Origin of the sequence: Sporosarcina sp. FSL K6-3508, assembly GCF_038615825.1 — a bacterium.
Classification (GTDB): Bacteria; Bacillota; Bacilli; order Bacillales_A; family Planococcaceae; genus Sporosarcina; species Sporosarcina newyorkensis.
This window is the reverse complement of sequence record NZ_CP152016.1, coordinates 3,129,881-3,141,965: the sequence shown is the minus strand read 5'-3', so window position 1 is coordinate 3,141,965 and position 12,085 is coordinate 3,129,881. Positions and strand designations below refer to the sequence as shown.

The 12,085-nt window shown below is 35.7% G+C and carries 13 protein-coding genes; 6 read left to right on the top strand and 7 right to left on the bottom strand.

Annotated features, from left to right (window positions below; genetic code table 11):
• Both MKX97_RS15565 and MKX97_RS15560 read right to left on the bottom strand, forming a co-directional pair.
• The gene (locus MKX97_RS15565) at nt 1-1,104 is read right to left on the bottom strand and encodes an AAA family ATPase (protein WP_342536436.1); all 1,104 of its coding nucleotides are present in this window, start codon (nt 1,102-1,104) and stop codon (nt 1-3) included.
• 16 nt (nt 1,105-1,120) lie between these two features.
• A complete protein-coding gene (locus MKX97_RS15560) occupies nt 1,121-1,594 on the bottom strand; it encodes a DUF6530 family protein (RefSeq protein WP_342536435.1) in 474 nt (157 codons plus the stop codon).
• A 126-nt stretch (nt 1,595-1,720) separates the two neighbouring features.
• Here MKX97_RS15560 and MKX97_RS15555 point away from each other — a divergent pair, with 126 nt between their 5' ends.
• Nucleotides 1,721-2,482 carry a DUF2087 domain-containing protein gene (locus MKX97_RS15555; RefSeq protein ID WP_342536434.1) on the top strand — a complete coding sequence of 254 codons (762 nt, stop codon included), beginning with the start codon at nt 1,721-1,723 and terminating at the stop codon, nt 2,480-2,482.
• Nucleotides 2,483-2,897: 415 nt separating this feature from the next.
• Here MKX97_RS15555 and MKX97_RS15550 read toward each other — a convergent pair whose 3' ends face one another.
• Nucleotides 2,898-3,353 (bottom strand): VOC family protein, encoded by a 456-nt coding sequence (locus MKX97_RS15550; RefSeq protein WP_342536433.1) that lies wholly within the window; start codon nt 3,351-3,353, stop codon nt 2,898-2,900.
• Between the two features lie 76 nt (nt 3,354-3,429).
• Here MKX97_RS15550 and MKX97_RS15545 point away from each other — a divergent pair, with 76 nt between their 5' ends.
• Complete coding sequence (locus MKX97_RS15545; protein ID WP_342536432.1) at nt 3,430-4,338, top strand: YafY family protein; 909 nt, start codon at nt 3,430-3,432, stop codon at nt 4,336-4,338.
• Nucleotides 4,339-4,393: 55 nt separating this feature from the next.
• Here MKX97_RS15545 and MKX97_RS15540 read toward each other — a convergent pair whose 3' ends face one another.
• Together MKX97_RS15540 and MKX97_RS15535 are read right to left on the bottom strand one after the other, a co-directional pair.
• Nucleotides 4,394-4,963 carry a YdeI/OmpD-associated family protein gene (locus MKX97_RS15540; protein WP_342536431.1) on the bottom strand — a complete coding sequence of 190 codons (570 nt, stop codon included), beginning with the start codon at nt 4,961-4,963 and terminating at the stop codon, nt 4,394-4,396.
• Nucleotides 4,964-5,353: 390 nt separating this feature from the next.
• The gene (locus MKX97_RS15535) at nt 5,354-5,713 is read right to left on the bottom strand and encodes a MerR family transcriptional regulator (RefSeq protein WP_342536430.1); all 360 of its coding nucleotides are present in this window, start codon (nt 5,711-5,713) and stop codon (nt 5,354-5,356) included.
• A gap of 132 nt (nt 5,714-5,845) precedes the next feature.
• On the opposite strand from MKX97_RS15535, the gene MKX97_RS15530 reads away from it, so the two are divergent.
• Entirely contained in the window at nt 5,846-6,688 is an 843-nt protein-coding gene (locus MKX97_RS15530; protein ID WP_342536429.1) for an SDR family NAD(P)-dependent oxidoreductase, read from the top strand.
• Nucleotides 6,689-6,997: 309 nt separating this feature from the next.
• On the top strand, nt 6,998-7,417 hold the full coding sequence (locus tag MKX97_RS15525) for a DUF3888 domain-containing protein (RefSeq protein ID WP_342537524.1): 420 nt from the start codon (nt 6,998-7,000) through the stop codon (nt 7,415-7,417).
• Nucleotides 7,418-7,508: 91 nt separating this feature from the next.
• Here the strand turns inward: MKX97_RS15525 and MKX97_RS15520 are convergent, their stop codons facing one another.
• Nucleotides 7,509-7,988 carry a hypothetical protein gene (locus tag MKX97_RS15520; protein WP_342536428.1) on the bottom strand — a complete coding sequence of 160 codons (480 nt, stop codon included), beginning with the start codon at nt 7,986-7,988 and terminating at the stop codon, nt 7,509-7,511.
• A 302-nt stretch (nt 7,989-8,290) separates the two neighbouring features.
• Between MKX97_RS15520 and MKX97_RS15515 the strand changes: the two genes are divergently transcribed.
• Nucleotides 8,291-9,190 (top strand): tyrosine-type recombinase/integrase, encoded by a 900-nt coding sequence (locus MKX97_RS15515; RefSeq protein WP_342536426.1) that lies wholly within the window; start codon nt 8,291-8,293, stop codon nt 9,188-9,190.
• A gap of 127 nt (nt 9,191-9,317) precedes the next feature.
• On the opposite strand, the gene MKX97_RS15510 is transcribed toward MKX97_RS15515, so the two are convergent.
• Complete coding sequence (locus MKX97_RS15510) at nt 9,318-9,935, bottom strand: recombinase family protein (RefSeq protein ID WP_340742655.1); 618 nt, start codon at nt 9,933-9,935, stop codon at nt 9,318-9,320.
• Nucleotides 9,936-10,295: 360 nt separating this feature from the next.
• Here MKX97_RS15510 and MKX97_RS15505 point away from each other — a divergent pair, with 360 nt between their 5' ends.
• Nucleotides 10,296-11,516 carry a hypothetical protein gene (locus MKX97_RS15505; protein WP_342536425.1) on the top strand — a complete coding sequence of 407 codons (1,221 nt, stop codon included), beginning with the start codon at nt 10,296-10,298 and terminating at the stop codon, nt 11,514-11,516.
• Nucleotides 11,517-12,085 lie beyond the last annotated feature (569 nt).

Genomic DNA, 12,085 nt, shown 5'->3' with positions numbered 1-12,085 from the left:
TTATTGCTGCTTTTTTACGACCGTCTCTACCTCCTCTAACTGCGCAAACATGCCATGTCCACGTAACGCCTCTTCTAATAGGCGAATTTCTTCTTCATCAGTTGTCATTTTATAAATCACTTTATGATACATGGCATTCTTTGCAGGTATGTCTGCTGCTACTGCATCAATCCAGTAAAGATAAGATCGCATCCCTGCAACCCCTTTAATGGCATTGGCACGTGCCGTTTGATCGAGTATGATAATACAATCTGCTAGCACGCCCAGTACCTCTTGTTTAGAAAAAAGCGTTTTTGCTATTGCACGTTCAATCATTACCTCTTTAGAAGGTAAATCCATCTTTTCAACATGCTGGACTCGGTCACGTAACGCTTCATTAAGATGTTTTGAGCCATTATAATCGCGATTTGTTGTCAGCACAACAATAAAATCAGGATGACGATGAACGACTTTGGTTGGTAAATTAATACTCCCATCTAATTCCAAAGCAGAATTCAGTGCCATTAAAACAGCAGCATCTCGAATAACAGTCGGTTCTTGAATCTCAAGTAGATATCCATGTTCATAGGCACGTACAATTTCTGAAGGGTAAAAGCGATACTCCACGGCTTCTTCCTTCATATCACTCGATACTTTTTTAATGAGATCCTTAAGGTGACTCGTTGCTTGATCCCCTGTCATTTGAAGTGCCTCCATTAAAATAGTTTGGGCACTCTGAAATCCATCGCTTTCATATAAAGCCTTTAATACTTTTTGGTCCGTAGCATCCATTCGATGTAAATGTTCTTCTGAAATAACTGGTAAAATGGCACCGATAATATCGGATTTATCCATATCAGAAAAGCATGTCACTTTCGTATAAGGTAAACCAAAATCAGCAGATAAGGCCTTTGCCAATTGCGTCTTACCCGATCCCGCATCACCCTCTAATAAAATATTTGCTATTTTCATTTCACCACGATGCCAATTTCGCTTCACTTCATGACAGATTCGTAATTCCTCCTCACCTATTATATGAGAAGCTGGCTTTTTCCAAATTAATTGTTGTTCTTCTGCATTGAACTGTCTTGTTGGTGATAAATAATATACTTGTTTGTCTTCCATCTTCTTACACCTCCACTTAATAACCTAATTCCTCTAATAACCGTGCTAATACACGTAGACGTTCTCCTAAAAGCTCCCCATTTTCACTCAACGCCTGATAAAGTTGTTGGATTTGTTCGTCAATCATCGGGTTTTCGGTGCAAACTTCCACACGCATGGCATCACCTTGTAGCCCAATGTTTTCAACTGTAGTATTCTCCGGATCATATAATTTCGGTAAACGATAAGCATCTTGAAAATAAATCTGGCTTTGACAAAGTAAGATTGCCATATCAATCGCACGATGAGCAGGAATAGTTTTTGTGGTATAGTCATCCCCCACACGTTCTAATGTATTAATTGATATATTTTTTACTCGTTGTCCTTCTGTAGTATCTACCCCTAACGATAGGCTCTCTAAGTTTGATTGATACGCATTTCTTCCGTCTATTTTTCTATATTGATTGGCTATGAGAACCGATTGATGAGTAAAAGTAGTTTTCGAATTCATCTGAATACCTCCTAAATAATCAACTTATTACACTTTGTTTTATATTGACTTAACACAAACATAATAATACAATGTTTATTATAAAGCAAACGTTTTTATTATTTGTTTAGAAAAAGGAGCTAACTCATGGGGAAATCTGATTTATTTTGGGATGCGGGTTTAGAGGAATTAAAGCAGGGCTATACGGAAGAAAAAAATACGTACCATTGTTTACTATGTAACGAACGAATTGAAAAAGGTGTTATCTATCCCTATAAAGGAATGTTCTATGAGGCTGAACGCTTTATGCGCATTCATATTGAAGAAGAGCACATTTCCACCCTCCATTATTTACTAGGGGTGGATAAAAAGTTCACAGGTCTTACCGAGCATCAAAGCGCACTATTACAGTTGTTTTATGAAGGAAAGAGTGACAAAGAGGTACAGGAAGCCCTAGCAATTGGGAGTTCCTCAACGATTCGACACCATCGATTTGTGTTAAAAGAAAAAGAACGTCAAGCCAAAGTCTTTTTAGCTATGATGTCCTTATTAAAAGAAAAGGATTCAATGCAGGATGACTTTGTTCCACCTCATAAAACAGCAACAATGGTAGATGAGCGATATGCGATTACAGAGGAAGAAGAACAAGAAGTGATTAAAAATTTTTTTCTAAATGGTGTTCAAGGTAGATTGAAAATTTTTCCTTCAAAAGAAAAACAGAGACTCATTATCATCAGAGAAATTGCACATCGTTTAGAGGACAAATATTATACGGAAAAACAATTAAATGAAAAATTAAGTACTGTACATGAAGATTATGCATTACTACGACGATATTTAGTTGATTATGGTTTTTTAGATCGCAAACAAGATGGTAGCGAGTACTGGTTAAAAACTAATCATAAATGAATAAAGAAGAATAAGAAATGTGAAGTCACATTTCTTACTCTTCCCGTTACAAGTGATATAAATTTTTTTAACTTTTCATCAACTATATTGTCATTAAACACCGGAAAAGTTACGCTAAGTTGCATTCATTCAACAATTTGGCCCTTTTGTTGTAAGGACACAATTCTTTATACCAGAATTGCGCCCGATTACGGTACAACAACAGTTCTATATCCCAACCATTCATCCATTCATCCATTGTTTTATTAAATTTAGCCTTGCATGCTTTGGCAACAAGTACTGTCCTTGTTAAATACCTTCAAAATAGAAAAGGCCCTGAAATCCCTCAATCATATAGGAACCTCAGGGTCTGATATGGAAATACTTTAGTGTGGATGTTCCTTCAAAATGTTGAAGAAACCCCAATAATACAAAATTAATCTACGAAACCATCTAAAAATTTACTAGCATCACTATTAAACTTCCACATTACACCAAATTTATCGACTAACATTCCAAAACTTGCTGACCACGGCACAGAAGATAACGGCATGATCACAGTACCACCTTCCGAAAGCCCTTCAAAAATTTGCTTATTCATTTCTGGATCAGCATCAATAATACTGATTAAGACGGTACTCCCTTTTACAATTTCGCCTGTCGCAGCTTGCATAAAAGGCGGAACATCAGAGATCATTAAAATATTCCCTGAAAACTCAATACGAGATTCCATAATCATGTTTTGTTCTTCTTCCGTTAATGGGGCATTTGGATCTTGACCAAAAGCACCAAATCTCACCATTTGTACATTTGTTGCTTGTAATGCCTTTTCATAAAAGGCCAACACTTCTTCTGCTTTTCCATCGAATTGTAGATAAGATATTGCTTTCATAATTTATTTCCTCCATTTCATATTTGAAGTATAATGGAGCATAGGCGACAACTGTATGTCGTATATAGGAGGAAATATGAAAAAAATTGAACGACTTATCTCGATAGTGATGATTTTGTTACAAAAGGAAACTGTTTCGGCAACAGAATTTAGTCGGCTTTTTCATGTAACTAAACGAACGATTCAGCGTGATATGGAAGCATTAAGTTATGCAAATATCCCTATTTATGCGGAATATGGTGCTGAAGGAGGGTATGCGCTAATGAAAGAGTATAAATTCGATAAACGGCTATTAAATAGCAAAGACATTGAAAATATACTCGTAGCTTTGGGTGGCTTTGAACAATTGATCACCAATCAAGATGTTCAAACAACTATTCAAAAAATTAAAGGTATGACCAGCACAGATATTTCCCCAACACTTGATTTAACTTTCTATGATTGGCCAGGGAGAAGACAAATAAAAGAAGAAATTTTATTTGTCACGCAAGCAATTGAAAATAATTGGTTATTAAGATTTGAATATGTAGATCAAGAAGGAAACAAAACATACAGAGTCGTAGAGCCCTATAAAATTCATGTAAGCGAGATGAATTGGTATCTTTTTGGTTATAGTTTAGAACGGGAGGACTATCGAACATTTAAATTGACGAGGATATTAAATATCCAAAAAGACGGTTCTTTTATTCCTAGACCTGACAAAGAATTTAAAAAAGAGGAACGTCAGAATGAACAACAAAATTTGGTTAATGTACAGTTAATGCTAGACGTTGCTGTCAGAGATCAATTTATCGAAAGATACGGAAAAAATACCGTTATAAAAGAAACTGCAAGAAGTTACCTTGCAACAATTGAATTGCCTGAGAATCAATATGCCTTTCAATTTTTAGCCGGATTTGGTAATAAGGTTAAGATTATACAGCCGAAAGATTTCATTGTGAAATATGTAGATTTTTTGAAGAGGGCAGTGGAGCTCTATAAATAAAGTGTTCATAGGCGGTCCGATGAATTGTACATGATGAACTTTTTCACTGCTATCTTCAATAATTGATTAGCCGGTCATTGTCATTCCACTGACCGTACATTTTATTTTCCTTTGTATTTTCAATAAACTTATTCAATCTCTTATTAAAAGTATCAAGGTCATTTCTGTAACTTTGTATTGTATCAATTCTAATCCTTCTGTATAGTTCAGGAAAGTTAATGTAGTTCAGATATAATTGTTCATCTTTTTTCAGACAAGTTTCAATATCTATATCTATAGTAAAGGATTCGGGTCGCATATCAGGAAGAATTTTCAATCCTTCCTCTTTCATCAAACCTAATTTGTCTAATCTTCTTGCCCTTTCTTTATTTAATTCAGTCCAGTTACTTGTTTTATTCCTTGGGGAAAGCCTTTGTGCTAGTTCAGTATCTGATATTTTCTTCTTTATACCATCAATCCAACCAAAACATAATGCTTCTTCAACTGCATCTAAATACTGTATGACTTCTGATTGCTTAGACATACTTACTATTACCCAACAAAATCTTTTTGTATTTGAATTTTCCTCAAGCCAATTTCTCAATTCCTGTCTTGTCTTAGCTCCAATTAGATTTTTAATTTCCATTTTGAACATATCCTTTCCACACCATTAAGGATGGTCTTTACCCAAAAGTTTTCACCTTCGTGATTGTTAATTTATTCCGTAAAAGGCTCCGTTTGCGATATAGACGCAATCGCTTATAAAACAATCGCGCCCCTGATAGTTGAAGATCGTTATTAAAGTAAAGCACTCGTTAATTCAAGTGCAATTATTCGCAATTTACTACAAGAATGTGCCTTGCAGTAAAAGGGATCTTTACTTCGTGAAAAACCTCCTTGGCTTTAGTTTATTCCAAATAACCGATACTAGATTCATTCTAAGCAATAGGTAGTAGCTAAAACTTGTTTTTTGTTTCCATCCGAACCACCTCATTAGCAAGTAGTACGGCTGGAATAATTATTGACATATCATTTTTTAAGCTTTCTTCTTTAGCCATGTTCCTTCAGCTAATTTTTCATCGATAAAATCCAAAACAGTCTGTAATTGAGCCATTTGACTTTTTACTTTTTCTTTATGTTGGAGCATGCTTGAGATCATTTCAGGTGTCATAGTACTTGTTTCAGCAATATCAAGATATAATTTCACTTCTTCTAAACTAAGACTTGCCTTTTTCATACAGAGGATCAGTTGCAACCGTTCGATATCGGCTGGTAAAAAGAACCGATGTCCATTCGGAAGCCTTTTAATATTTGGAAGCAATCCAGCTTTTTCATAATATCTGATTGTATCAATGCTCAACGCGGTAAGAGTACTAGCCTGTTTGATGGTATACATACGTCCGCCTCCTTCTTATAGATAAATTATAAAACATGAAGTCAACTCCAGGTCAAGCTGATTCTTTACTATTGACCTGGAGTTAGCTCCATGTTTTATACTACAGTTATTCACTAATAGGAGGTAAATAAAATGTTAAAGTCAGAAAGAAAAACAGCACTTGTTACAGGAGCGAACAGCGGAATAGGACTGGAACTTACGAAAAAATTAATCGAGAACGGGTGGGAGGTTGCTGCTTTAATCCGGTCTGAATTTCCAAAGGAAGAGCTAAAGCTCCAACAAAAAATCCGTCAAGGAGATATCCGTATTTATAATGCCGATTTATCTGATTTTACGCAACTTAAATCTACTTTGGCGCAAATAAAGGAGAAAGAAACGAAGTTGGATGCTCTCTTCAATAATGCTGGAGGCAGTTTCTCGCACCTCCGCTATTCACCACAAGGACGTGAACTGCATTATGAAATTCAGACAGTGGTTCCCTTTATAATCACAATGGAACTGCTTGATCTTTTAAAAAGAGGAAATCCGGCTATCGTTATCCAAACTAGTTCAGATGCGTTTAATTTTAAAAAATCTTTCGTGCCGGGAGAATTGGCAAACCCGCCTAAATTTCAGAAACTGATTGGCCCCTATGCATCGACGAAGTTGGCAATCACTTTGTGGACACATGCATTGGCACCAGAACTAAAGCGAGAGGGTGTGACAATTATCAGCATTGATCCAGGCAATAACAATACAATGCGAAAGGGTAGAAATGGAGGTTTGCCATTGATCATGCAGCCGTTCATACGTTTGTTTGGTCCGCATCCTAGTGTAGGGGCAAGCCGGTTGTTTGCGGGGTTAGAGAGGTCCCCGAATGAAGCTGGATTGTATATCTCAAAAGGAAAGCCTGCTGAGTTCAAATTTAAACAGAATGCACCCAAAGTTTTATTACAAGTACAATCTGTATACGAAAAAGAATTTTTGCCACTATAATTGAGACAAGCAGGCTGTCGAAACTTTCTCGACAGCCTTTTTATTATAGTTCATTTCTTTTTAGATTAGAGAAAGCGACCAGGAAGAGTTCAAACATTCGTTTATCACTAGTTAGACACGAAGAATCCTTCTTCCACTAAACTGACTCGTTAGTTTAAGTGTAATTAATTCTTCACAATCTTAGATATTATTCTACATGAATACGTAAGAACGTTACTCCACAATATGGCCCTTTAGCTGAATAAGCACATAATTAATTCAATTAAGGCAACAATACCGATAAAACCCTAAGGATGTGTATTGGAAAAAATGAAAAAGATATTAATCATTTTTATTCTCTCCCTTGTTTTCGTTACTGCTAATCAAACAACAATCGTCTCATCAGTTGGACCAACACAGGACTCTGAAGAGCTTAAATTACAGGATATGCTTATGCTCATGCTTACTCCTTATATTGAAAATGATTTGAGTAATTATTACTATCCGAAGATTGTAAAAGAGGTTTCACCTCATGTTGCTCCTTGGGATATTGAATTGATAAAAACAAAGAGAGTTAATGGCTTTCGTGGCTTTCAATTGCAAATTACATTTGAAATTGAGCCTACCGATGGTGGACAATGGATTCCATTAGGGAAAGACCGAATGACTTATGAAATTTCTCCTGGACCTACCGTTAAATTGATAAATCATACACACCTAAAAACGTATAAATACCCTCAAGATTCATAAACAATCTTTAACTAAATGGCCCGTTTATGAATATTAAGCGCTGATCTTTCACCAAGAAAAGTGCCCAATTGCCACATTATGTTAGACACCGTTACTTTTCAGTTTCATTAATCAAACCATAGATATAATTATAGTCAAACGTAGAATCCACAATTTCATAATAACCATCCTTGAATCCAGTTATAGAAGAACTAATACGAAGGATATTGGAGGTGTCGATAGATATATCTGAGATAAATATCATTTCTGATTCGTTAACCCTTAACGCCCCATTATAATAGGTTGCATTTTCATAATTAAGCATTGCCTGTGCTGCCTTATCTTTTAAAGGTTTTAATTTCAGATTGCTAAGATACTCCAAAATTAAGCCGCAAGTATTGGCATCTTCGCACTTTGCATTGACTCCATCGCCATCAGGGAGATTTTTTGTAATATAAAAATCAACATTAGGTTCGGATGCGTACTGCTTAATAGGGTTAAAAGGGATCTGATAGTAAATGAAGCCTTTGTAAAGGTAAATTGATAACAAAACTAAGACTATCGCAAAGGATGAATACAACAACTTTTTCATCTTGGATCAATTCCTTTCAATTTAAATATTAAGCTAATCCGTTATTCCATTATATGGCCCGATTATGGAATACTGGCTTAATTACGTATTAAACCGAGTTTGTATAACAAGTATAACATTTCCATTTCTGAAAAGTATATTTATTATTCGGAAGGTATGAAGTGGTAGAGGTATTGTCACTCACTGGTATTTTCTATTTTATTTCTCTGCCTCAATTGTATTGCCTCATAATTATTTTCAAAATCAATCTGTCAAAATTGTTGGCGAAGAATGATTTTGAAAAGAAGTGGGGAGGAAAAAGAATGTCAGATTTTAAATTAGCAAAGCACCAGGATACATTTGAGACCCAAAAACGTTACCACAACAGAAAAATTCATATTGAAAAAAAGATGGGGGAGATCCCAAGACAATATGAGGGAGATATTCGAAGGTTCAAAGAATATTGTTCCAATACGGGCCAAATAATTGGAACAGAGGCTTTGCTAGATTATTTATATATCTCATTGACCATACAGAGAGTTAAAAAAACGACATGGGAACGTAGACTGTCAGCTATTAGAAAATACTTAAGTGTAATTCATAGTATAGAATTCAAAGGGGAAGCTAGATTTGCGTACGAGCTTTCAGCGATGCGGAAAATGTATCGTGAAGATGAATATGCCCATTTAATTCAGATTCGAGGAAAGTCAGCTATTGATAAGAGAGAATTGATGCATACTCTTAATAAGCTACCTATAAGAGCAAAAGCAATTTGTTTAGTTAATCTTGTAACCGCTAACCGACCTAATGAAATGGTTCGTTTAAAAATATCAGATTTTGATTTAAAAAACAGATCCGTCCATGTTTATTTGAAGAAGCAAAAAAGATGGCATACTAAACGGCTCACGAAAGACGTAATCAATGCAATAGAGCTTTATATAAACGAATACGGTCTTAGAGCAGACGATTACTTTGTAGGGAGAGTATATAAGAATGGACGCTATGAGAGCACAGCTATTAGTGAAATAGGTTATTGTAAAGCTCTGCAGCGGTGGACTGGGGGACTTACCGGATACAATTTCAGGAAAAGCCAAGTGGTAGCCATGCACGCAGCAGGTGCAGATTTACCAACTATCGCGCAACAAACAGGACATAAATCACTGGAAACTTTAGTTCAGCATTACCTAACTGTGTCTGAGACAACTTTGGATAAATATTTGTAGGTATAGAAGAAAAATTAATTTGTGTATTATAAAACTGTTGAATTCCGAACTTTTAAATCAGTTTTTGTAAGTATATAAAAACCTCTTTTACCATTCTCGGTAAAGGAGGTTATAGGAGCTTCTTCTATTATAATGTGCTAGATGTTTCTTCTTCGAGTGCTTTCACTAATTTATAAAAACTAGTTTTCTTAACCCCGGCTTCCTGCATTGCTTGCACTGCTGTTAATTCTCTAGCTCTCCATTTTCTGTAAACCTCTTTAAACTCTTCTGAAAGCAGAACTTTAGGTCTTCCAAACTGAACCCCATTTTGCAACGCCAAATCAATTCCTTCACGCTGCCGTTTCCGGATGCGTTCTCGTTCCTCTTCAGCCATCCAGGAAAGGATCTGCAAAACCAAATCCGCAATAAACGTTCCCATGCTGTCTTTGTATTGCGTCGTATCGAGTAACGGCATATCCATTACAACAATATCGGCTTCGATGTTCTTCGTCAGGTCATTCCATTCCTGTAGGATTTCTTCTTTGTTCCGACCAAACCGATCCAGCGAATGGATATACAATATGTCGCCTTTTCGGATAATCCGTTTCAGCAATTGATAGTTTACACGTTCAAAGTTCTTTCCGCTTTGCTTATCCAAATAGATATCGCGTTCATTAATATCTAATTTTTTCATAGCTTCCAATTGCCGACCTTCATTTTGATCTTTACTGCTGACGCGTATGTAACCAAATTTACGTTGCTCCATAATTCACCTCGAAAAAAGATTCTTTTCCCTCATTATACCTGAAAATCGTTCGTAAAAGTGTATTCAAATTAATGAACGTTCGGAAAGTTTTTTAATACATTTATGAACAATGTTCCTGTTGTTTTTGAGTCCTTTTTAAACCGTTCGTAAAAGTGTACTTTTACGAACGATTTTTCTTATTGATAATTCAATACAACCATATATCTTTAAAAATTTATAATGGTAAAATAAGTATGTACATTAATGAATGCAAGTAGATAAACAAAATAGGACCCATTATTGTCCTTCTAAGTCTACGAGAATTTTTATTCGGAATTAAAACGCTATTTATTCTATTAAAAGTTTTTAGGGGGAGTTTTTTTGAAAGATAAGACTAATGATAAAGAAGAGTTTATAGAAACATCGGAATATGAGGAATCTGATGACATCAAATCTGATTTATTTAAGAAGGTGAGCTTAGGAATCACGCCTTCTATGATTTCTGGAATTTCAGCATCCTATACTAAATCGGCCATCGACGTAGCTGGCCTTCGCTCAGCGGTACTCAAAGCAACGAATCTGGGCATCACGCCTTCTCAAATGGCTGGACTGTCTGGACTCCCTTCATCTGTTGCTAAATCGGCCATCGATGTAGCTGGCCTTCGCTCGGCGGTACTCAAGGCAACGAATCTGGGCATCACGCCTTCTCAAATGGCTGGACTGTCTGGACTCCCTTCGTCTGTTGCTAAATCGGCCATCGACGTAGCTGGCCTTCGCTCAGCGATACTCAAGGCAACGAATCTGGGCATCACACCTTCTCAAATGGTTGGGGTGTCAGGACTCTCTGCATCGGTTGCCAGATTGGCCATCGATGTAGCTGGTCTTAGGACGGCGATGCTCAAGGCTGCAAACCTCGGTCTCAAAGCTTCTCTATTTGACGACATGATTAATACTTATCAAAGTTCGATTTTAGATTCGGAGATACCAAAAGAAGAATTCACATTATCAGAATCTTTAAAAGTGGTAGATGAATTCGTAAATGAAATTCAAGATGAAGTAGACACTATTGACCAAACAGACTTCGTCACTTATTCAGAAGAAGAAATTCAATTTATTGCACAGAGCTTAGAAAATTGGTTAACGGGTTCAATTAACCTTAAAGATACTATACAAAAAATAAAAGGTAGATTCTGGGCTTCAGCTTTAGTTACGACTATTGTTTTTACCGCATTTACTCATATTGTAAATATCCTGCTTATTCTCGATGACCATCAAATTCAACAAGAACGTAAAACTATGGAGAGTATAGAAACGTATTTAGAGACAAGTGTCTTAACCTACAAACTATATAAAAACCTCAGAAATGTAGAGAAATTGAATACATTTCATCCTATTGGTTTCACCAGAACTAATACTTACTTGCGGGACGGAAAATCTAAGACAGCCCCAGTCGTCACTGATGGTTTTGTAGAACAGAAAACCTTGGTTTTAATGTTAGATAGAAAAAATAATTGGAGAAAAGTAGAAGTGAAAATCAATGAAACATATTTGCAAGGGTGGGTTCCCGAATCTGCAATTATTCGATTGAAAAAATATGATTGAGTTTTTAAAAAGAATTCTTATATAAAATGACCTTTGACGTAGCACATCAGTAATTAAGTTATATTCGAAGAAGAAATGAAAGTAGATTTGCTAGAAAAGATAATACATTCAAAAGTTTGCGCTATAAGGTACTAAAAGTCGAATCTTAAATGGATGACGGTTACAACATATCGCAGCTTATTGGAAACTATTTGAGTAAAAGGGGAAGAAGATAGGCTTTGATCGTAATCTTCTTTCCCTTTCTATCTGTAAAAATGTATCTTCAAATGGGAGTAATTCACATCAGTTTTTATGTTAAAGACAATGATAGAAAAATAGAATATAAAATTGCTTATGCTATAATTATTTATATGAAGTAGTGAATATTCAGTAAGAGGTATCTTACGCAAACGGGCCAGATTGTGGAGCAATGCCTTTAAAGAAAATTGCATTTATAGGTTAAAATTTAGAAGACATAGTGAAATATTGTAATAAAAATTAAAGGTAAGCATCTACTTTTTTATTACAATATAGAAAATTCCTTACTGTTGATACTTTCGGTGTTTGTCAAGATAGTTGTCGCATATTGC

Bases quoted from the DNA above. Each gene is read 5' to 3' on its own strand.
- MKX97_RS15565 (WP_342536436.1), bottom strand. From the start codon at position 1,104: ATGGAAGACAAACAAGTATATTATTTATCACCAACAAGACAGTTCAAT.
- MKX97_RS15560 (WP_342536435.1), bottom strand. From the start codon at position 1,594: ATGAATTCGAAAACTACTTTTACTCATCAATCGGTTCTCATAGCCAAT.
- MKX97_RS15555 (WP_342536434.1), top strand. From the start codon at position 1,721: ATGGGGAAATCTGATTTATTTTGGGATGCGGGTTTAGAGGAATTAAAG.
- MKX97_RS15550 (WP_342536433.1), bottom strand. From the start codon at position 3,353: ATGAAAGCAATATCTTATCTACAATTCGATGGAAAAGCAGAAGAAGTG.
- MKX97_RS15545 (WP_342536432.1), top strand. From the start codon at position 3,430: ATGAAAAAAATTGAACGACTTATCTCGATAGTGATGATTTTGTTACAA.
- MKX97_RS15540 (WP_342536431.1), bottom strand. From the start codon at position 4,963: ATGGAAATTAAAAATCTAATTGGAGCTAAGACAAGACAGGAATTGAGA.
- MKX97_RS15535 (WP_342536430.1), bottom strand. From the start codon at position 5,713: ATGTATACCATCAAACAGGCTAGTACTCTTACCGCGTTGAGCATTGAT.
- MKX97_RS15530 (WP_342536429.1), top strand. From the start codon at position 5,846: ATGTTAAAGTCAGAAAGAAAAACAGCACTTGTTACAGGAGCGAACAGC.
- MKX97_RS15525 (WP_342537524.1), top strand. From the start codon at position 6,998: ATGAAAAAGATATTAATCATTTTTATTCTCTCCCTTGTTTTCGTTACT.
- MKX97_RS15520 (WP_342536428.1), bottom strand. From the start codon at position 7,988: ATGAAAAAGTTGTTGTATTCATCCTTTGCGATAGTCTTAGTTTTGTTA.
- MKX97_RS15515 (WP_342536426.1), top strand. From the start codon at position 8,291: ATGTCAGATTTTAAATTAGCAAAGCACCAGGATACATTTGAGACCCAA.
- MKX97_RS15510 (WP_340742655.1), bottom strand. From the start codon at position 9,935: ATGGAGCAACGTAAATTTGGTTACATACGCGTCAGCAGTAAAGATCAA.